The 20,758-nt window shown below is 44.3% G+C and carries 19 protein-coding genes; 5 read left to right on the top strand and 14 right to left on the bottom strand.

All coding sequences use genetic code 11. From position 1 onward, the window contains the following. The first annotated feature begins 32 nt into the window (after positions 1-32). The 3 genes from CLV57_RS02625 to CLV57_RS02615 all read left to right on the top strand — a co-directional run bounded on the left by CLV57_RS02625 (position 33) and on the right by CLV57_RS02615 (position 3,243). A complete protein-coding gene (locus tag CLV57_RS02625; RefSeq protein ID WP_100339803.1) occupies positions 33-1,967 on the top strand; it encodes a fumarate reductase/succinate dehydrogenase flavoprotein subunit in 1,935 nt (644 codons plus the stop codon). Between the two features lie 82 nt (positions 1,968-2,049). Then, positions 2,050-2,406: a four helix bundle protein gene (locus CLV57_RS02620; RefSeq protein ID WP_100339802.1), complete on the top strand. Its 357-nt coding sequence runs from the start codon at positions 2,050-2,052 to the stop codon at positions 2,404-2,406. Positions 2,407-2,445: 39 nt separating this feature from the next. Then, positions 2,446-3,243 carry a succinate dehydrogenase/fumarate reductase iron-sulfur subunit gene (locus CLV57_RS02615; protein WP_100339801.1) on the top strand — a complete coding sequence of 266 codons (798 nt, stop codon included), beginning with the start codon at positions 2,446-2,448 and terminating at the stop codon, positions 3,241-3,243. Between the two features lie 95 nt (positions 3,244-3,338). On the opposite strand, the gene CLV57_RS02610 is transcribed toward CLV57_RS02615, so the two are convergent. From CLV57_RS02610 to CLV57_RS02555, 12 genes are all read right to left on the bottom strand, one after another. Beyond that, positions 3,339-5,120 carry a hypothetical protein gene (locus CLV57_RS02610; protein WP_100339800.1) on the bottom strand — a complete coding sequence of 594 codons (1,782 nt, stop codon included), beginning with the start codon at positions 5,118-5,120 and terminating at the stop codon, positions 3,339-3,341. A 65-nt stretch (positions 5,121-5,185) separates the two neighbouring features. Next, positions 5,186-5,539, bottom strand: coding sequence for a hypothetical protein (locus CLV57_RS02605; RefSeq protein ID WP_157799049.1), 354 nt, complete (start codon positions 5,537-5,539; stop codon positions 5,186-5,188). A 91-nt stretch (positions 5,540-5,630) separates the two neighbouring features. Beyond that, entirely contained in the window at positions 5,631-6,317 is a 687-nt protein-coding gene (locus tag CLV57_RS02600; protein WP_100339798.1) for a sulfite exporter TauE/SafE family protein, read from the bottom strand. Next, positions 6,314-6,748 carry a FixH family protein gene (locus CLV57_RS02595; RefSeq protein ID WP_100339797.1) on the bottom strand — a complete coding sequence of 145 codons (435 nt, stop codon included), beginning with the start codon at positions 6,746-6,748 and terminating at the stop codon, positions 6,314-6,316. The genes CLV57_RS02600 and CLV57_RS02595 overlap by 4 nt, the downstream gene beginning before the upstream one ends. After that, on the bottom strand, positions 6,738-8,120 hold the full coding sequence (gene ccoG / locus CLV57_RS02590; protein ID WP_100339796.1) for a cytochrome c oxidase accessory protein CcoG: 1,383 nt from the start codon (positions 8,118-8,120) through the stop codon (positions 6,738-6,740). Before ccoG ends, CLV57_RS02595 begins: the two co-directional genes overlap by 11 nt. Before the next feature lie 36 nt (positions 8,121-8,156). Beyond that, complete coding sequence (locus tag CLV57_RS02585; protein WP_100339795.1) at positions 8,157-9,056, bottom strand: cbb3-type cytochrome c oxidase N-terminal domain-containing protein; 900 nt, start codon at positions 9,054-9,056, stop codon at positions 8,157-8,159. Further along, the gene (locus CLV57_RS02580) at positions 9,046-9,243 is read right to left on the bottom strand and encodes a hypothetical protein (RefSeq protein WP_100339794.1); all 198 of its coding nucleotides are present in this window, start codon (positions 9,241-9,243) and stop codon (positions 9,046-9,048) included. Before CLV57_RS02580 ends, CLV57_RS02585 begins: the two co-directional genes overlap by 11 nt. Before the next feature lie 11 nt (positions 9,244-9,254). Next, entirely contained in the window at positions 9,255-11,369 is a 2,115-nt protein-coding gene (gene ccoN / locus CLV57_RS02575; protein WP_100339793.1) for a cytochrome-c oxidase, cbb3-type subunit I, read from the bottom strand. 91 nt (positions 11,370-11,460) lie between these two features. Beyond that, positions 11,461-11,622 (bottom strand): cbb3-type cytochrome oxidase assembly protein CcoS, encoded by a 162-nt coding sequence (gene ccoS, locus CLV57_RS02570; RefSeq protein WP_100339792.1) that lies wholly within the window; start codon positions 11,620-11,622, stop codon positions 11,461-11,463. Then, complete coding sequence (locus CLV57_RS02565; RefSeq protein WP_100339791.1) at positions 11,619-14,018, bottom strand: heavy metal translocating P-type ATPase; 2,400 nt, start codon at positions 14,016-14,018, stop codon at positions 11,619-11,621. The genes ccoS and CLV57_RS02565 overlap by 4 nt, the downstream gene beginning before the upstream one ends. A 94-nt stretch (positions 14,019-14,112) precedes the next feature. After that, positions 14,113-15,000 carry a universal stress protein gene (locus CLV57_RS02560; RefSeq protein WP_100339790.1) on the bottom strand — a complete coding sequence of 296 codons (888 nt, stop codon included), beginning with the start codon at positions 14,998-15,000 and terminating at the stop codon, positions 14,113-14,115. A gap of 22 nt (positions 15,001-15,022) precedes the next feature. Beyond that, entirely contained in the window at positions 15,023-16,438 is a 1,416-nt protein-coding gene (locus CLV57_RS02555) for a L,D-transpeptidase scaffold domain-containing protein (protein ID WP_100339789.1), read from the bottom strand. 162 nt (positions 16,439-16,600) lie between these two features. Here CLV57_RS02555 and CLV57_RS02550 point away from each other — a divergent pair, with 162 nt between their 5' ends. Together CLV57_RS02550 and CLV57_RS02545 are read left to right on the top strand one after the other, a co-directional pair. Further along, the gene (locus CLV57_RS02550) at positions 16,601-17,059 is read left to right on the top strand and encodes a rhodanese-like domain-containing protein (protein ID WP_157799048.1); all 459 of its coding nucleotides are present in this window, start codon (positions 16,601-16,603) and stop codon (positions 17,057-17,059) included. Positions 17,060-17,068: 9 nt separating this feature from the next. Continuing rightward, positions 17,069-18,055, top strand: a complete 987-nt coding sequence (locus CLV57_RS02545; protein ID WP_245856833.1) for an FAD:protein FMN transferase — start codon at positions 17,069-17,071, stop codon at positions 18,053-18,055. Between the two features lie 3 nt (positions 18,056-18,058). On the opposite strand, the gene CLV57_RS02540 is transcribed toward CLV57_RS02545, so the two are convergent. Both CLV57_RS02540 and CLV57_RS02535 read right to left on the bottom strand, forming a co-directional pair. Further along, on the bottom strand, positions 18,059-20,248 hold the full coding sequence (locus tag CLV57_RS02540; protein WP_100339787.1) for a PepSY domain-containing protein: 2,190 nt from the start codon (positions 20,246-20,248) through the stop codon (positions 18,059-18,061). Between the two features lie 18 nt (positions 20,249-20,266). Then, positions 20,267-20,755, bottom strand: a complete 489-nt coding sequence (locus tag CLV57_RS02535) for a DUF2271 domain-containing protein (RefSeq protein ID WP_100339786.1) — start codon at positions 20,753-20,755, stop codon at positions 20,267-20,269. Positions 20,756-20,758: the final 3 nt, after the last annotated feature.

Below are 20,758 nucleotides of genomic sequence, written 5' to 3'. Positions count from 1 at the left end.
TTGTTTAAGAAAGAGAATTTAGAAATAGAAATATGAATTTAGACGCGAAGATCCCTGCCGGCCCCTTAGCCGAAAAATGGAGCAAGCATAAATTTAACTTAAAGCTGGTTAACCCGGCCAACAAACGTAAGTATGACGTTATTGTAGTTGGCACAGGTTTGGCAGGAGCCTCGGCAGCAGCTACGCTTGGCGAATTAGGTTATAATGTAAAAGCATTTTGCTTTCAGGATAGCCCACGCCGTGCGCACTCAATTGCGGCGCAAGGTGGTATAAACGCAGCTAAAAACTATCAGAATGACGGCGATAGTGTTTACCGCCTGTTTTATGATACCATTAAAGGTGGCGATTACCGTGCACGCGAAGGAAACGTTTACCGTTTGGCAGAGGTTTCAGTAAATATTATTGACCAGTGCGTTGCACAAGGTGTACCTTTTGCACGCGAATACGGCGGTTTGCTTGATAACCGTTCTTTCGGTGGCTCTCAGGTATCACGTACGTTCTATGCCCGTGGTCAAACCGGACAACAATTATTGTTAGGCGCTTATTCCGCACTTAACCGCCAGATCAATAAAGGCAAGGTTAAAATGTACACCCGCAGTGAAATGCTTGACGTGGTTACTATTGATGGCCATGCCAAAGGTATTGTTACCCGTAATATGGTTACAGGCGCTATTGAAACACACAGCGGCCATGCCGTTTTATTGTGTACGGGTGGTTATGGCAATGTATTCTTCCTGTCAACCAATGCAATGGGTTCAAACGTTACAGCTGCATGGCGCGCGCACAAACGCGGCGCTTTGTTTGCTAACCCTTGCTACACACAAATTCACCCAACTTGTATCCCTGTTACCGGAGACCATCAGTCTAAATTAACACTGATGTCTGAATCGTTACGTAACGACGGACGTGTATGGGCACCAAAAACACAGGAAGTTGCTGAGCGTATGCGCAAAGGCCAGCTAAAAGCTGCTGACGTTAAAGAAGACGAACGCGATTACTTTCTGGAACGTAAATACCCGTCTTTCGGTAACCTTGTACCGCGCGACGTTGCATCACGTAACGCCAAAGAAATGGTTGATGATAACCGTGGTGTAGGTGCTTCGGGTATTGCTGTTTTCCTTGACTTTGCCGACGCTATTAAGCGTTTGGGTAAAGATGCGGTAGCGGCTAAATACGGCAACTTGTTTGACATGTATTACCAGATCACCAATGAGGATCCATACACCCAACCAATGCGTATTTATCCTGCGGTACACTATACAATGGGTGGCCTTTGGGTTGATTATAACCTGATGACCACGGTACCGGGCTTATACGCTTTAGGTGAGTGTAACTTCTCTGACCATGGCGCTAACCGTTTAGGTGCATCTGCATTGATGCAAGGTTTGGCCGATGGTTACTTCGTGATACCATACACTTTAGGTGATTATCTGGCTACAATAGGACCAAAACCGGTGGATACCAACCACCCTGCATTTGCTCAAACCAAACAGGATGTATTAGACCGAATTAACAAACTGCTTTCTCTTAAAGGCAATAAAACTGTTGATGAGTATCACCGTGACCTTGGCCACATTATGTGGGAGTACTGCGGTATGGCACGTACCGAAGAAGGCTTAACAAAAGCTAAAGGCATGATACGTGAGTTGAGAGCCGATTTCTGGAAAAACGCAATGGTATTGGGCGCTAATGAAGAGGCAAACACCTCTTTAGAAAAGGCCGGCCGCGTAGCTGATTTCCTTGAACTGGGCGAACTTATGGTTGATGACGCGCTGATGCGCAGAGAATCATGCGGTGGTCACTTCAGGTTAGAATCACAAACCGAAGAAGGTGAAGCTAAACGTGATGATGAGAACTTCCTGTTTGTAGGTGCATGGCAATACACGGGTGATAACCAGCCGGAAGTGCTGCACAAAGAACAACTGGTGTTTGAAACTGTACATCCATCACAACGGAGCTATAAATAAGATTTGAGACGTGAGATTTGAGATATGAGACTTGTCTTTGCTTTTATATCAAACTTCACGCCTCAAAACTAAGAGTTAAAAAATGCACAATTTAAAAGAGCTAAAAATCTGGAATAAAGCGATTGATCTGACCGTAGACGTTTACAAGGCTACGTCAAGCTTTCCTCAAGATGAGCGGTTCGGATTAACAAGGCAGGCTCGCAGATGTGCTGTTTCTATTCCTTCAAATATTGCTGAAGGTGCAGGAAGAAATTCAAATAAGGAGTTTTCTAATTTTTTGGGAATTGCAAATGGTTCGTCTTACGAGTTGCAAACCCAATTAATTATTTCAAATAAATTAAATTTATTAAATGATGAGTTGTTAGATAGTATATTAAAGCAGATTGATGAATTGCAGAAGATGAATTATGCTTTTCAAAAAACTTTGCTAAATAATTGATCTCACATCTCAAATCTCACATCTCAAATCTAATTAAGAATGAGTACCGGAAATATGAATTTAACCCTGAAAGTTTGGAGACAACCAAACGCGCAAACTTCAGGCAAAATGGTTACTTACAAAGCTGATGGCATATCGCCTGATATGTCGTTTTTGGAAATGCTTGACGTGGTGAACGAAAGCCTTACCAAAAAAGGCGAAGACCCGATATACTTTGACCATGATTGCCGCGAAGGTATTTGCGGTATGTGCTCGCTGTATATTAATGGCCAGCCACACGGACCAAAACGTGCTATTACCACCTGCCAGCTGCACATGCGTAGCTTTAAAGATGGCGATACCATTACTATTGAGCCATGGCGCGCGGCAGCTTTCCCGGTAATTAAAGATTTAGCGGTTGACCGTTCGGCATTTGACCGTATACAGCAGGCAGGTGGTTATGTATCTGTAAACACCGGTGGTGTACCTGATGCTAACGAGATAGCTATACCTAAAGTTATTGCCGATGAGGCCTTTAACTCTGCAACTTGTATAGGTTGCGGCGCGTGTGTTGCAGCTTGTAAAAATGCTTCGGCAATGTTGTTTGTATCAGCTAAAGTATCGCAGTTCGCGTTGTTACCGCAAGGTCAGCCTGAGCGTTGGAGCCGTGTGCAAGCCATGGTAGCACAAATGGACGACGAAGGTTTTGGTAACTGTACCAATACCGGTGCCTGCGAAGCAGAATGCCCGAAAGAAATTACGCTGACCAACATCGGTCGTATGAATAATGATTACTTCAGTGCCAAGTTATTCCGCGAAGAAGGTGTACACGGTGGTGATCTGGGCGGCGGAATGTAATTCCACTCCCTTTATAAAGCGAAAAGAGGCTGCCAATATAAAACTGGCAGCCTCTTTTTTTTTTAATCTTTTAGCTCAATACAGATGAGCAGGCACTATACCTTTAACATGGCCAGGCGCTCTTCAGATAGGGCCAGATCATTCAACATTTGCTCTAAATACGCTGACGTTTGATTGCTGATATTTGGAATGAGTTGTTTGTAGTAGGCTATTCCCTGTTGTAACTGATCTTTAAATTTTAACAGATACTTGCCTTTCTTCTCGTTGAGATTGTCCATGTAAACTGATATATCTTTCTTCAAATAATCAATGTAGAGGTTGAGCTCGTTTACGAACATATGTGCCCGCTTTGACGATGCCAGCAGGTCTGTACGGTTGTAAATATGATCTATCAACTCATCAAGCGTGTAGATTTTTGAAAAATAAGCCAGGTTAGGTCCGGGGCAAATGGTTACCGCTTTGCTTTCGCGCGGTTTCAGCATATCATTTTTAATGAAAGCCGATGCACACAATCCTTCGCACAAGCACACTTTCTCGGTAACAGCTTCTACTTCACGTTCCAGTACTTTGGGCTCTAATCCGGCAGATTGCAGCTGCTTTATTTTAAGGTTTTGATACTCGCGAGATGCCGTGCAGATGGGCTGCTCTGTAAACTCGGTATTACTCACCAGAAACTTTTTGTTGCACGGGCTACCCGGTCGGCCTTTGGCAATGCGCTCCAATCTGATTCTCTCTGCTGAACTTCTTCTGAAATTATTGAACAATATACCCAGCGGCGATGATGAGCTGATATAATAATCGTTTGTATCGGCATCAACCAACTGTTTTAAGGTTTCCTCATCAACATTGGTAGCCTCCGGCACTAACAAAAACGGACTACCCCAGCCGGTAGCATCCAGGTCATAGTGCTTCAGCATAAAATCATTTTCTTGCGCCGTACCAATACCTCCCTGCGCGCTTATCTTTTGCGGAGGCATCACTTCCGTTAACAGATTTTTGGCCATTAATGCATCCTGGTACAGGAAGAAAAGCTCAGCCTGCATTTCGTCGCGTTTGGTTTTAAAATCTTCCAGTATCGGCCCCATTAATAAGCCATCGGTAGCAAACGCATGCCCACCGCAGTTCAATCCCGATTCTATCCGGAACTCAGATACCCACAGTCCTTTTTTGGCCAGAAACTTAGCCTGAATAAACGCCGAGCGGTAATCGCTAACTTTTAAGATGATCTTTTTACGCAGGTGCCCGTGCTCATCAGGGAAAAAATCATCAAACTTCTCCAGGTAGCTATACAACTTCGGGTTCATTCCTGCTGAAAGTACCAGCGACGATTGCAGCTTACTTTCGGCAAAGCCACGCAATGCGGCCAACGCATCGGTGTTGGTATCTCCGGTGTAGTTACCATCCGCATCAAAATTCATCTTATCCACCTTGGCCATTATGTTTACGTCAATGCTGCCTTTTTGCATCTTACTGCGTAAAATGTTTTGGAATATCTTCTTACTCGGGCTATCGGGATATTCGATCATTAACTCGTAGCCTTGTTTTAGCGGAGAATCATCGGGTAGTAAACGAAAATACCTGTCAAGATCGGTACCGGCATTGAAATTCTGTTGCTTCAGCTCTTCAAACTGTTCATCAACCAAGTCGCTCAGTAAATTAAGATATGCCGTTATGCGCCTGGCACGAGCGTCCGGATCGGTCTTGGCAATGGGTTCAGCATCAAGGTTATTTTTTTGAGAATGGTATAAACGCATGCGTTCAATCAAATCGTCGTCAACCACAGACGCAACGGAATTTATGCCGTATCTGGCAACTTTTAGCGGTGTATCAACCGAAAAGCCTAAACCTAATACAGGTATATGAAAGGTATGAGACATAAAAAGATGGTATTAAAAAAGCGGCTGTTAAACCGCTCCAATTAATTAGGGAATTATATGATCAGTTAAAAAATCAGGGTTAGTAAAACCATTAATAGGTTAACGGCTATTGATGTGGCGAACAAAGCCAATACACTGCGCATACTTGATCCGCCCATACAGGCTACAATGTTAACGAAGAATAGGATCATGGTTACACCGAGTATAGCTGTTGGCGCACCAAAGTAATAGATCAATACAACCGGCAGCGGCAACATAAACACGCCATGTACCACCAAATTAATAAAGAACCAAAGGGTGCGGTTGGGTTTTTGCGAATCGGCAAACGCTGCAAATTTACTCCAAAGACTGGTATTGTTTTCAGTTACGGTTTCGGTTTGAGCCCATTGTTGAGGGATGGTTGTTTTTATAGTTGCCATGATATTTGTTATTTTGATATAACAAAGTTGCCCAATAACCACCGGGCAGCACATGATTGCAGTCAGCCTAAAAAATGACGTAAAGCACTTTTTAGTGGCAGATGCTTTGGTCTGTATTTATTGTGGGGCTAAGGTATGCAATATTTAACGAAAGACCCCGCATAACAAACCAGATACCCAAACAAAGCATAAAATAGGGGATAACCTTATTGAGCTTTTTGCGCACATTCAAACTAAAAAAGCCCGAACCCAGCGCGGCAACAAACATGAGCGGGATTGTACCAACGCCAAACCAAAACATGTATTGGGCCGATGAAACAACAGTTGGCGTATTTACCGCGCCCACCAATGCCAGGTAAACGAAGCCGCAAGGCAGCAAACCATTGAGCATACCAACCGCCAAATGCCCCCATTTATGTTTTAGGGTATAAACAATTGCTTTGTTAACGAGTGCCGCCGGTTTTGATGTGTAAGTTTTGTAGAATACAGACCATTTGAACAGGCGGGTTAACGCGGCAACGATGATCAAAACACCACTTATAATGCTTACACTTTGCTGAATGCCCGCCAGCCAAACCTGCCGGCCAACCAAGCCTATTATTAGCCCAAGCAGCGTATAACTTATAACACGGCCTAACTGGTAAATGAACTTATCAAATACCAGCAACCATTTACCGTTGCTGTTTGCAGGTAACGCAAAGGCCAGCGGCCCGCACATGCCCACGCAATGTATGCTGCCAAACAAGCCAATAAAAAAAGCAACCTGCAGATCGGTCATGGTATAAATACTTCTTTTTGATAAAGATACTTTTTGCCTTTATCGTTCCATTCAAACACCAGTTGCCAGCGTCCGCGGGCTATGTCATTTAAAGGCAGCTCAACACGTCCGTTGGGGGTGGAGGCAAATGACAGATTTTTGTCCATGCTTTTGTCAGATGGGCGCTGTATATGCACTACACCTTCTGCTTGTCCTTTAAATCCAACTATCAGGTTTTCTTTGGTAACGCTTATTCCCGGAACCGCATTATCAGTAACCACCTGTCGCTCCCTGTCATAATCGGCATTATAGTCCAACCCTTTTTCATAGTAGGCTTGGTCGTAGTCATCGCCTTTCTGGCTAAAAATTGATACGCCCAAACCAATAATGAACAGCATGAAAATGCCCATGCCAATTACAAGGCCTTTGCCCCAGTTAATTTTAATTTCCATTTACCGGTCCAATAAAAGTTGTTGTTATATTGTTAATGATCTTATCGCCCTGCATTACGTTTAAAGTAACCTGTGTTTTAGGCGTTTTGATCTGCGCCTCGGGTATCATTATAAAGAATACCGCTTTGGCAGATGCTGCACTATCCAGCACAGCCGGGGCCTGCACATATTTAATTTTAATATGCTTGTTCTGTGCAACTATCTTTATATGCTGATCTTTATCTGTTTTATTGATCAGATCGGCGTTGTAAAGGTTGCTGATGTAACCATCCGGCTGTTTTTGATAAAGTAATCCGGCCGAGCGCAATACGGTTACATCTACATCGCTGCGTTGTAACACAAAAAAGGTTAACACGCCTAATAACACCACTATAATGCTACTGTAGGCCGCCATACGGCTGGTAAACTTTGGGTTTTTATTTTCTTTGATCTGCTCCTCCGAGTAAAAACCAATGAGGTTGAGTGGCCGGTTTATTTTCTGCATTACATCATTACACACATCAATACAGGCGGTGCAATTAATACATTCCAGCTGGGCACCGTTACGTATGTCAATAGCAGTTGGGCAAACATCAACACATAAATGGCAGTCAACACAATCGCCTTTAGGCGTGTTATCTGTTTTGCTGATCTTACCTCTGGGCTCACCGCGGGTATAATTGTAAGCTACCATCAGCGTATGCTTATCTGTTAACACACCCTGCAAACGCCCGTAGGGGCAAATAACTGTACAAACCACCTCACGCACCTGACTATACACCAGATAAAAAACAGCCGTAAATATCCAGATGCTGATAAAGCCAACTATGTGGTGGCTAACCGGTTCGGTAATGATGCTAAGTAGTTGCTCGCTGCCAATTATATATGCTAAGAATGTATTGGCTATTAAAAACGAGATAAGCAGGAAAACGAAGTGCTTTACCGCCTTTTTCCATCTTTTTTCAAACGTCCATGGGCCATCGTCCAATTTTTTACGTTTTCGTGCATCGCCTTCAATAAACTCCTCTATTTTGCGGAAAACCATTTCCATGAAAATAGTTTGGGGACAGATCCATCCGCAAAATATTCTGCCGAATGCAACAGTGAACAGTACCACGCAAACCAGGAATGCTAACATGGCAAGCACGAACAAAAAGAAGTCCTGTGGCCAGAAGACCTGGCCAAGCAGGACAAATCGCCGCTCCATTATGTTGAGCAGCAACACAGGGTGCCCTCCTATCCGCAAAAACGGACCGGCAAAAAAAACAATCAGGTATGCGTAGCTTAACCAACTGCGATATTGATAGAACGGACCTTTACGTATAAGGGGATAGATCCACTTACGACTTCCCTTTTGCACTGCGCCCGCTTGTTGTGTCGCCTCTGTTAACATGTCTCTATCCCTCTAAAAATTGTGTTATTCTGTTTGTTATAATGATGCTGTTTTAGCACCTGCATCGCCTCCGCCTTCTTCTTTCTGACCCTGCGGCTCTTTAGGGTTAGGCGGATTGGTGCCATGAAGTGATTTAATGTAGTTAGCTACATCAGCAATTTGTTTGGGGGAAAGCTGTTTTTCCCAGGTAGGCATGCCTTTATCTGTAACACCATATTTAATGGTTTTGAAAATAGCGTTTACGCTACCGCCATGCAGCCAGTAATCATCTGTTAAGTTTGGACCAACCACACCTTGTCCCTGAACACCGTGACACGGCGCACAGCTGGCGGTAAATACGCTTTTCCCGGCGGCTAAATCTCCGGGATCAGTACTTAGTTTGACTGACTTTTCATCAATGTTGCTTCCGGATTTTGCCAGAAAAGCTTCTTTCTGTTTATTGGCAACGGCCATTTCGGTTTTATATTCCTCATCCTGTAATTGCCCAACGCCTAACACGTGGTATACCATTAAGTAAACAAAGGCAAATACTATGGTACCATAAAACAGGTACATAAACCAGGCCGGCGTTGGGTTATCCAGCTCCTGAATACCGTCGTACTCATGTTCTATTATAAGGTCCTTTTCTTCAGACAGCGGCCTTAATGATAACAGCCTGTTCACTGTGCTAACTTTCTCCTTTTTGGCAAAAGCTGCGCCTTCGGCTGTTTCTTTAAATGCCTCGCTACCTAAAATTACTTTACTTATGGCGTTTACAGCGCGCAAAACAACCAACATGGCTACCACAAATACCAGCAATACAAAAACAATAGTGCCGTAACCCACATAGTTCATCAGTTCACCGCTGGTTAGTTCAGGTTCCGCATCCTGGGCAGCAGCGGTAAGAGCTGTACCGGTTGACAGGAATAGCAACATCAATAAAAATTTAGTTTTCATATTCTGCTGTGGTTAAGGGTTGGTCATTAGTGTCGTGCAATGGCATATCACTCATGTAATTGATATGGTTTTTGCGCATGCTAAAAAGTAAAATGGTTACTACGATGAAGAAAACCAGGAATATCGCCAGTGAAGTAATGAGATAAACCTGCGGCCCTTCGGCCTGTGATATAAATTGTGAGAACATATGTTTACTTATTAGCGGTTTTTAACTTTAATATCAGTACCCAGGCGTTGCAGGTAGGCAATTACTGCTATGATCTCTTTATCACTTTCTACCTTGATGTTGTTTTTACCCAGATCATCAGCTATGGCTTTGGCCTGTTTGTCCAGATCAGCATTGGCAGTATTTTCATAACCCTCGGGATATGGCACGCCCAGTTTGCGCATGGCTTTAATTTTATCACCTGTTGCTTTTGTGTTAAGGGTCTGAGTGATCAGCCAGTCGTAGTTAGGCATTATACTTCCCGGCGACATCAGACGTGGATCAAGCATGTGGTTATAGTGCCATGCGTTACCGTATTTTCCCCCTTCACGCTGCAAGTCGGGTCCGGTACGTTTTGAGCCCCACAGGAACGGGTGGTCATACACAAACTCTCCGGCCTTGCTATACTCGCCATAGCGTTCTGTTTCTGAACGGAACGGCCTGATGGTTTGAGAGTGGCAGTTAACACAGCCTTCGCGGATGTACAGGTCCCGGCCCTCCAGTTCCAACGGCGTGTATGGTTTTACACTGGCTATGGTCGGTATGTTGGATGATATGGTCATGGTGGGCATCAGTTCGATTACAGAGCCTATTAATATTACAACCAAGGCTACCACCATCATTTGTATTGGTTTACGTTCCAGTAAGCGATGGCGGGTTTCGTGCTGCTCTATGTGGGCTGCTGCAAGCGGCATAACTTCGGCTGCCTCGTTGCTTACTAATTTACCCTGAGTCATGGTTTTAACCAGATTGTAAGCCATTGCAATAGCGCCAATCAGGTACATACCACCGCCAATGGCACGCATTACATGCATTGGAATAATACGAATGGTGGTTTCCAAGAAGTTTGGATATTTCAACAAACCTTCCGGCGTAAACTCCTTAAGCATCAAACCTTGTGTAAAGCCGGCCCAGTACATAGGCACCGCGTAAAACAGTATACCTAAAGTGCCTATCCAGAAGTGGAATGATGCCAGTTTTTTAGAGTACAGCTCGGTGCGATACATGCGCGGTATCAGCCAGTAAAGTATAGCAAACGTTAAGAAACCGTTCCAGCCCAAAGCGCCAACGTGCACGTGCGCAACAATCCAATCGGTAAAGTGGCCAATGGCGTTTACTTGTTTTAACGATAGCATAGGCCCCTCAAAGGTGGCCATACCGTAGGCGGTTAAACCAACCACCATAAATTTCAGGATAACATCATCCCTAACTTTATCCCATGCACCACGTAGTGTTAACAAGCCATTGATCATACCGCCCCAGCTTGGCGCTATCAGCATGATAGAGAACACTACGCCTAATGATTGTGCCCAGCCTGGCAATGTAGTATATAACAAGTGGTGCGGACCGGCCCAGATGTAAATAAATATCAGCGACCAAAAGTGCAGGATACTTAATTTATAAGAGTACACAGGGCGGTTAGCCATTTTAGGCAAAAAGTAATACATCATGCCCAGATATGGCGTAGTTAGAAAAAACGCAACCGCGTTGTGACCGTACCACCATTGTACCAATGCATCCTGTACACCTGCATACAAATAATAACTTTTAAAGGCAGATATAGGTAACTCAAAAGAGTTTACAATGTGCAGAACAGCTATAGTAACAAAGGTGGCTATGTAAAACCAGATGGCTACATAAAGGTGACGCTCGCGACGTTTTATAATGGTACCAAACATGTTGATACCAAACACAACCCAGATCAGCGTTATGGCAATATCAATGGGCCACTCCAGTTCGGCATATTCATGCGAGGTAGTTAAGCCCAGCGGTAGTGTTATTACTGCTGACAAAATAATGAGCTGCCATCCCCAGAAATGAATTTTACTCAACGCATCGCTAAACATGCGGGCTTTTAAAAGCCGTTGTAACGAGTAGTAAACACCCATAAAAATGGCGTTACCCACAAAGGCGAAGATTACAGCATTGGTGTGCAGCGGGCGTATACGGCCAAATGTGGTGTACTGGCTGCCCATGTTCATACCGGGTTTAAATAACTGTATGGCTACCAAAAGGCCCACCGTCATGCCGATGATGCCCCACACTATGGTTGCTATACCAAAATTCCGGACGATCTTATTGTCGTAGTAAAATTTTTCGGGTTGCATAATAAATTAATTGGGATGTTTTAATGCTGTAAAATTATTTTGAACGAGCGGGGTACAGAATGACAAGGGTTGTTTGAAAACATGACAATGCTCACTTTTCGGTTTCGTCAAGCGGTTGCTCATCAAGCAGGATCCTTACGGATGGGGTATACATATCATCATGTTGCCCATTTTTTTGCGCCCAGAAAAAAGCGCCCAAAAATACAAGGGCCAGCAATACGCTGCACCCTATTAAAAAGTAAATTATGCTCATAACAATTTGCGTTTCTTAGCTGCCAGATGCGTGGCTATGCTGGTGAATGATATAATAGTGACCGTGCTCACCGGCATTAAAATAGCTGCTATAACCGGAGATAACCTGCCTGTAACCGCGAAGCTCAATCCTATCAGGTTATACAGAAAGGATATGCAGAACGAGCCATAGATAACATGCAGGGCGTCTTTGGAGAACTTCAAAAAGGCCGGTAATTTATTGAGTGATCGTCCGTCCAGAATGGCATCACTGCCAGGGGAAAAGTTGTTTACATTATCAGTTACGGCAACGCCTGCATCGGCTTGTTTCAGTGCGCCGGCGTCGTTCAGGCCGTCGCCCAGCATCATTACTTTCTGGCCTTTTTGTTGTAAACCTTCAATAAAGTTGAGTTTATCTTGAGGAGATTGCTCAAAGTGCATGGCATTTTCATCACCAAATACGGATGACAGGTTGCCGCGCTCGTGATTATGGTCGCCGGATAGGAGGTAGAGTTGGTATTGTTCTCTCAACTTACGCATTTCAAACATACCTTCGCGGTATTGGTGCCGTATGGTAAAGTAACCTCTGTATTTACTATTGATAATAACGTGCACCAGGCTACCATTGTCGGCCACGGCGTTGCTATCAGCGGCTAACACAAATTTGGCACTACCCAACTTTATGCTGATGCCATTAGCTTTTGCTGCAATGCCCCTGCCTGATATTTCGTTGTAAACGGTAACATGCGTATCTCGCGAGGCGGAACCAAGGTGCTGGCAAATTAGCTGACTTAGCGGGTGCGATGAGTTGGCGCAGACCGCGCTAACCGCGTCTTTTTCTTCAACGCTCAACTCGCCAACCAGTTCAACATTGCTGCCCCCTGCTATGCTGATGGTTCCTGTTTTATCAAAAACCAGGGTATCAATAGCGGCTATCTGCTCAACAACGGCAGCGTTTTTCAGGTAGAACAGGTTTCGGTCGAATATCCCCAACGCTGCCGACATGGTAAATGGCGTACTTAAAGCCAGTGCGCATGGGCAGGCAATAATGAGCACGGCAGTTAGCGATGCTATTGCCCTGTGCATATCAGTTGGCGCCCAATAAGCAAACGAGCCTACCGCTACTATCAGTAAAACAACCGTAAAGTACTTGCTTACTTTCTGACTAAAAGTTTCTATACGGTCGTCCTGACTGCGGCTGAAAGCCTCATTGTTCCAAAGGCGGGTTAAGTAGCTTTGGGATACCGGTTTTACTACTTCCAGTTCGATAGCTCCACCCATTTGGCGGCCGCCGGCATAAATTACTTCGCCTAAGGTTTTATTAACAGGCACCGATTCGCCGGTAACAAAGCTGAAATCAACTTTGGCATCGCCTTTTAACAGGATGGCATCGGCAGGAATAATCTCCTGGTGGCGCACCCTGATGCGCTGCCCTACCTGTAAATCGGCCAACGGCACATGGCGTTCGCTATTTTCCTCAATTACCTGCACGGCCACCGGGAAAAATGAACGGTAATCCCGCTCGAACGATAAATGATAATAGGTTTTACGCTGAACAAATTTGCCTATCAGTAAAAAGAAGATCAAGCCGCAAAGCGTGTCAACAAAGCCCGCGCCGGTGTTAGTGGCAATCTCAATCCACGAACGGATAAATAACACCGCTATTCCCAATGCCAGCGGAAAGTCTATAGTTAAAACTTTATTTTTAAGCGTGGTATAAGCTGCCTGCATATAACCCCAGCCACTGTAAAAAGTAACAGGTAAGGTAAATACCAGGTTGAGCCAGCCAAAAAAGTATTTGAAGGAAGTATCGTGCTCCGAGAAACCCAAATACTCCGGAAAACTGAGCAGCATGACATTGCCGAAACAGAAACCGGCCACAGCTATTTTTCTTACCAGATCATCTTTTCTGCTGAAGGCCTGTTTCTTGATCACATCCTGCAGGCTGATAAGCGGCTCGTAACCTATTGTATCCAATAGCTCTACAACTCCTTTAAGGTCAATATCTTTATTGCTGAAGCGGATATTTACCTGTTTGCGCAGAAAGTCAACCCGGTTGTAGTAAATGGCAGGGTTAAGGCGGTTCAACTGTTCCAGTAACCATATGCAAGAGCTACAGTGAATATGCGGAATATAAAAGGTAACTATCGTTACATCATCATCGCTGTATTCTACCAAGTCTTTAATAATGGAAGGTTCCAGCAGATAATCTAATTGCAGGTCTTTTTTTGCGCGGTTAGCGCCGGGGCGGTCGTTATAACAGTAGTAATTGTTCAATCCGCTTTTTGACAGAATGGTATAAACCTCTTTGCAGCCATGGCAGCAAAATTGTTTATAGTCAATTGTATAACGCTCTTCTTCACAGTCATTTCCGCAGTGGTAACAGGCGGTTACAGTCTCGGGAGTGATAACGCTCATATTCCTTTTTTTTATAACTCAAAGGTGCACAAGCTCAGTTTCCCATAACATGACGACCGACCATGTAAAAAATGACGGTCGTCATATTTACGGATCAAAACACAAACATAGAGGCTGATCTGGAATGCTTTGGATAAACCAGTAGTGGAATGTTTACATGCCGGGCCAGCTTTTTGGTATAGCTGCCGCTAAAAAAAGAATCGATAAAATTGTGATCGCCATGGCTCATTGCTATCATATCTGAAAAGCTATGTTCGCAAATCCAATCCAGGCCACGTTCAACATCTACACTTCTTACGCGGCGATAATAAATTTTACTGTAGTTCGCCTTATCGCAAATGTCGCTTAGAAAATCATTAGCAACTTTTTGATGTTCCTCATCATCCTGAGCGTCATCGGTAATGTGTGCTATCATTATTTCCGCATCAAAGTGGCGTGCAAAACTGATGAGCGAGTACACGCTTTGCAAATCCTTTTTGTTGAAATCAGTTGCAAACGCAATTTTTTTAATTTGTTTAAATGAGACGTCGGACGGAATCAGCAATAAAGGAAAATCGGCATTCTCTATAACTTCTTCGCTATTGCTCCCTAAAAAGAACCGGTTTAATGCACCCGCTCCCGAGAGGCCCATTACCACCAGTGGTATACGTTCGGTGGTTACAATTTCATTTACAACTTCGGCCACGTTGCCCGGCCTGCTTACCGAATTAATGCGCGGAAAGGTATGCTTGCCCAAACTGGCATTCTCTTCTAACGTAAGTTTGTTACAGCTACTTTGCAAATCGTTATCAATACTTTCTTTTAACGAATCGTAATTCTCTAACGGCCAAACAACGGTATTAGCAAAAACACTATCGGCCGGCACTTTAATAGCGTTGCAAAGCTTTACGTCGGCTTTTATAATTTCGGCCAGATGTACGGCGTATTGCGCCGCGTTATCAGCAGTGGCAGAAAGATCGGTTGGGACAAGAATCGTTTTCATAACATTTCGGGTTTTATGGGTTTCACCTTAAATTCACCGGATCGCTTACGCCATACATGGCCATTTCCAGACTTTTATCCAGTGTGTAGATGTCTTTGTAATTAACTATTTCGCCATCTTTTACCAAGCAGGTTAGGTAGGTAAGTTTAACCGGAACCGGTTGAGTAAGCACGAAATTTTGCTGTTTTTCTTTGGTGAGATTTCTTTTCAGTTGAGCTACCTTTCCACCTTGCGCATCATTTTTAAGCAGCAGTTCGGCAAGCAAAGCCGCGTTTTCAACCCTTATGCAGCCATGACTCAGATCGCGTTTTTCACGTTTGAACAGCATTTTATCTGGCGTATCATGCAGGTATACAGAATAAATATTTTTAAACCTGAATACCAGCAGGCCCAACGCGTTATCGCAACCGGCGGCTTGTTTGGCGTAATAGTTTTTAGAGTTTTTTGCAATAGTGTTCAGCAGCGCCGCGTCAATGTTCTCAACCTGGCCAACGCCATCGTAAATGGTCAGGTTGTTTTCTGTAAGGTAAGCCGGATTTTTAATAGCCTTGGGTAATAACTCCTTATTAAAAATACTTGCGGGAATTTTCCACTCGGGCGCAGTAGTAAAGTATTCAATGTTACTTTGTAAAACAGGCGTTGGGTGCTCCGGACTGCCTACTATCACTTTGAACATTCTGTTGGTATCAGGCAAATGATAAGTGAGATCAAATGATGGGATATTAACGTGCACGTAAGCCTCGGCATCATTAATTTCGGCCCAACGCAAACGTTCCATATTAATGGCTATTTTACGTATGGTCTGCTCGGGAACGGTATAGCAATCGCCGTCATATTGCCCTTTTAACTGGCGCATTTTATATTGCAGATCGGCATAGGCTTTTGAACGCGGTTGCACATCTAACATGCCGGTTTTAAAATCAGGCTGTTTTAAAATCAGCGCTAATGATCTTTCCGCATTAAAGGGTAAACCCAGGCCTTTGTCAATAGCAAGCTGGCCGTAATTGGGGTTGAGCTTACCATAATGCAGGTAGTTAAGCAGGGTAACCATGGCATCAGTCATCATGATATCAAACCTTGCTTTCTGCGCGACATTTAACTTATCAGTTTTTTCTATATCGTAGAGCCTGTTATATAGTATTTCTTTAGGATGATAATCAGCAGGAGAAAGGCCGTACTGCAAAACGCAATCAATAAGCAGCAAAGCCTGCCATTTTGCGTTTTGGCCATAGTTGTCGGTAACCCATGTGCCGGCAAATTTGCCTTCGCGATAGAAACGGGCAACCGAGGCCGGAAAATTAAGTTGCGCAGCCAGGTTAATGTCATCCAGTTGGGCCTGTATCTCGGTAGCAAGGGCAGCATCTGCACTTACCTGTGCACGGCATGACATGGCTCCGAACGCAAACAAAAATGATAGAATTAAACAAAGCTTTCTCATAATCTTTCAATGAGTTAAAATTCAGCATAATAAGCTTTTAGCCAAATGATAGCTGTCAGCGCAAATAATGATGATAGTCACGTTTTGGTCAGAGTGTCTCCTTGATACAGCGTAGCACAATGGAGGTTAACTTTTTACGTTTTAGGTTTTTATCTTTGCTGTATGAAGTATCTATATCTTTCTCTGTTGATGGTTTTTAGTGTGTTGATGGCTAAAGCGCAGGTGTCTGCATCGGGCATGGAAGCGCCGGGTCAAAGCAGGCCCTGGCAAACCAGCGAGTTGTTGGAACCCGGTGAACTTAACGACCTGATAACCAAGAATAAGGCTCCGCTGGTATTGAACCTGGGTAGCGTAGAGGATATAAAAGGGGCCGTGCACATAGGCGTTGTTAGCGATACTGCTAATATGGCAAAGCTAAAAACCACTTTAGCCGCCAAGCCGAAAAGTACCGAGATAGTAATTTACTGCGGATGCTGCCCTTTTGGAAAATGCCCTAATATTCGTCCGGCTTATAAGGCCTTGAAAGATCTGGGCTTTAATAATATACGTGTACTTAACCTGTACGTTAACCTGCGCACCAACTGGACCACCCAGGGATATCCGTTGGCTAAGAATAACTAATTCATAAGTGTGAGATTAAAGCTACTATGTTTTATATTGTTGTGCACTGCAACAGCGCAGGCGCAGATATTGCGTAAGCGCACCACCAAGCTAATGGGCAGCCGCTGGGATATTACCATAGTAGCTGCCGACAGTCTCACCGCCGAAAGAAACATTGATACCTGCATAGCTGAAGTTTCCCGTATAGAAAATTTGATATCTGATTGGATTCCAACCTCCCAGATTGGACAGGTGAACAGCAACGCCGGTACACAACCGGTAAAGGTATCGCCAGAAGTTTTTGCGCTTGCCAAACGGGCGTTGCACTTATCTGAAATCACAGGTGGCGCTTTTGATATCAGCTTTGCTGCTATGGACAGGATATGGAAGTTTGATGGCTCCATGACCGAGATGCCCACGCCGGAAGCCATTAAAAAATCGGTAGAAAAAGTAGGCTACAAAAATATTGTACTGGATAGCATTAACAGCACCATCTACCTCAAATTGCCGGGCATGAAAATAGGTTTTGGCGCGTTAGGCGAAGGCTATGCGGCAGATCGGTGTCGCGAAATGATGCTGGCACGTGGCATAAAAGCGGGCATTGTAAACGGCTCGGGCGATATGAATACCTGGGGTAGGCAGCCTAACGGACGATACTGGAACATCGGCATCAGAAACCCTAAAAAGGAAGGCAAACTGTTAAAGGTGGTGGAGTTGAAACAAGGCGCGGTAGTCACCTCAGGCAGTTACGAAAAGTTTGTGGAGTTTAACGGCAAACGATACGCTCACATTATTAACCCGGCTACGGGGTACCCTGCAACGGGTTTAACCAGTGTTACCATTTTTGGGCCGAGCGCCGAGGTGGCCAATGGTTTCAGCACATCTATGATGGTGTTGGGAGAAGGAGCGGCGCAGCAACTTATTAAGCAATTCCCGGATTACCATTTCATTATGATAACCGATGATGGCCGCATTATCTCTTCGCCGGAGTTAGGATTTAAAAAACGCAGGCTTTAGCGCTTAGTAACAATCGGTAAGAATTTGCCCATGCGAGCGGTAATGGCTTATGCCTTTACCATTTTTTTCGTGACAGATAGCATCCAGCAATTCCAAAACATCTTTCTGCATAGCTAAGGAACCGCAGATCATGATCACCCCTACGTGTTCTAATATTTCCGCTATCATCGCACCATCCCGCTGCACCAGATCGCTTACATATTGCTTTTCACCCTCGCGGGAGAATGCGATCTCCAATCCGTGCAAACGCCCATTGGCTTTGGCATCTTCCAACAGCTCCTGATGTGCAGCATATGACACTTGCTCCCTGAAACCACAATACAGATAGCAAGGCACCTTAGCTTTGTTCTGGTCTACCATGCCAACAAATGGCGCTATGCCGGTGCCATTGGCTATCATAACAACGTTGCCTGCAGTTGCCGGGAAATGGAAATGCTGATTGTTAACTACTTTGGCACGTATCTTCTCACCTGCTTTGAGGCGATGCAGAAAACCTGAGCCAATGCCGTTAGGTTGCAAACGTACGCTCAAACGGATATTACCATTAACCATACCTATAGAATACAATCTTTCACGATGGTCGTTCTCCGGATAGATGGCCAGCAGATCGCCCGATCTAATTTTCAATCCTCTACGTGCTTTCAGGTTGATGGTGAATGTGCCATCAGCGCGTGTTGCCGAGGTGGTATCAACAACCGTCAAGCTTTCCAAACGGGTATTATTGGTTTGAAGCTGCAAGGAGGTAAGCTGCACATCTGCCTGCTGCGCCCACGCCTCGGCCCATAAAGTAAATTCCTCCGGCGAACGGTCGTTTACCGTGTGAATATCCGTCAAGGCCTGCGCCCAGGGTTGTTCAAGCAGCAGTTGCTCCACCTCAAAAGCATACTTACAAAAATCAGGGTAGGCATGCGAGCCAAAACCCACCACCGAGTACTTAACCTGTTGTTGTTGCGGGTATTTTTGTAGCAGACTTTTAAATTTCGCAGCATTGGTTGGCGGGTCGCCTAAACCGTAAGTGGCTGTCATTACAATCAAATGCTCAGCCTTGGGGAATAATTTATAATCGTTTAACTGGGTAATGTGCGACTTCTCTCCTTTTTTAAGCAATTGCTGATAAATAGCCTGTGCAAAAGCGAATGTGTTACCGTTTTCTGAGCCAACCAAAATTATATACTTACTTTCTTCCGCCTTAAATTTATTTTTAGTGCGATTGCTCAGGCGTTTCCACGTAATGGAAAAACCCGAGTAAATAAAGAACAGTATATTAGCAGAAGCCACAGCCAGTATAATAGCCCAAACCATGTTGGCCCGGCCCGTATGCAGATCAAGACTGAGGTTAGTAAACATTACCGCCTTCGGATATTTCACCTCGCTCAATACATTCCCAGTAACCTGGTTAATAGCCAGTTCGCCGGTTTTCAATGTAATGGTGTAGTAATCCTCTACATCTTCAGAAAAAGGAAACTCAATGCTTTCTACCGCTGATAGTTTGGTCTGTTTAAAAACGGCGAAATCTGCAGCGTTTTTTGCAGGGCCGGTGCGGATGGCATCGAAATCAACTTTCGTTGATGCCTTTGTTGAGTCGATAAGGTTAAATCGGGCCAGTGATAAGTAAGTTCCGCTAAGGGCAATAATAAAAATCGGAATAAGCGACAAGCGTCCCAGAACCACATGGTAATACTGCGCAAAGTTGTCGCGGGCAATTTTGGTAAAAAAGCGCTTAATCCCTCGTTGCCGTTGTATGATCAGCATGGTACCGGAAATAACGATCAGCAGCAACAAAAACGCGGTTAAGCCTATAAAGAATCTCCCGGTTTCATGTATAAACAAGGAACGATGTAAAGCCGTTACCCATTGAAAAAACTCATCGGCAGGTTTTGGGGTTCCTAAAATCTTACCTGTTAGTGGATCTACGTAAGCCAGCAGCTTTTCGCCGTTGGCATCACTGCCTTTTATCTGTACAAATTGGTTGACATCTACGGAAAGTTCACTGATTTCCGGATAGGTTTTGCGGAGTACAGGAAGTACCTGTGCGAGAGTAACGGTATCTAAATTAGCAGTTCGGTAGGGCTGCACCTTTTCTGTTACCGGCTGAAAAGCAAGTATAATGCCTGTTACAGAGGCCAGCGTCAATAAAACAAAAGAAGATACAGCCAAAGCTAAGTGACTGTATCTCCATACCGAAATGGTCATATAATATTTTAAAACAGCTTAGTTAGCGCTAAACCTAACATAACGAATATACCCGGTGCCTTCGGTTTTTGCATCGAGGGCCTGTGTAGTTAACGGTATTTCAACGTCTTTTACGTTATAGGCTTTGTCTTCAACAGCGCTTTCAAAACGCAATTTGTAACCTGCGTTGATCTTTGAGTTTTCAATCTCAATAACATTCACGCTACGGTCGCCGCCTGTTACTGATGCACCTGTAATAGCGCTAACCACAGCTGAAGGTTTCTTGAGGTAGAATTTGTTCCACTCTTTAAGGGTTTTGTACCATTTTTTGTCGGAACCTAATACATACAAAGTTTTCTCGTAAGCGCCTTTGCTGTCAATTAATGATATCACAATGTACGCGCCATCACCCATGTAATTGGTCATCTGCACCATACATTTATATTTGGTGGTTTGCGCAACAGCAGTAGCCGACTGTACAATTACCAGCGCCAGCACTAAACCTAAAGTTTTGAAAAAGTTAGTCATGTT

Source organism: Mucilaginibacter auburnensis, from assembly GCF_002797815.1.
Classification (GTDB): domain Bacteria; phylum Bacteroidota; class Bacteroidia; order Sphingobacteriales; family Sphingobacteriaceae; genus Mucilaginibacter; species Mucilaginibacter auburnensis.
The sequence above is the reverse complement of the archived record's forward strand: the minus strand, read 5'-3'. Positions and strand labels throughout refer to the sequence as shown.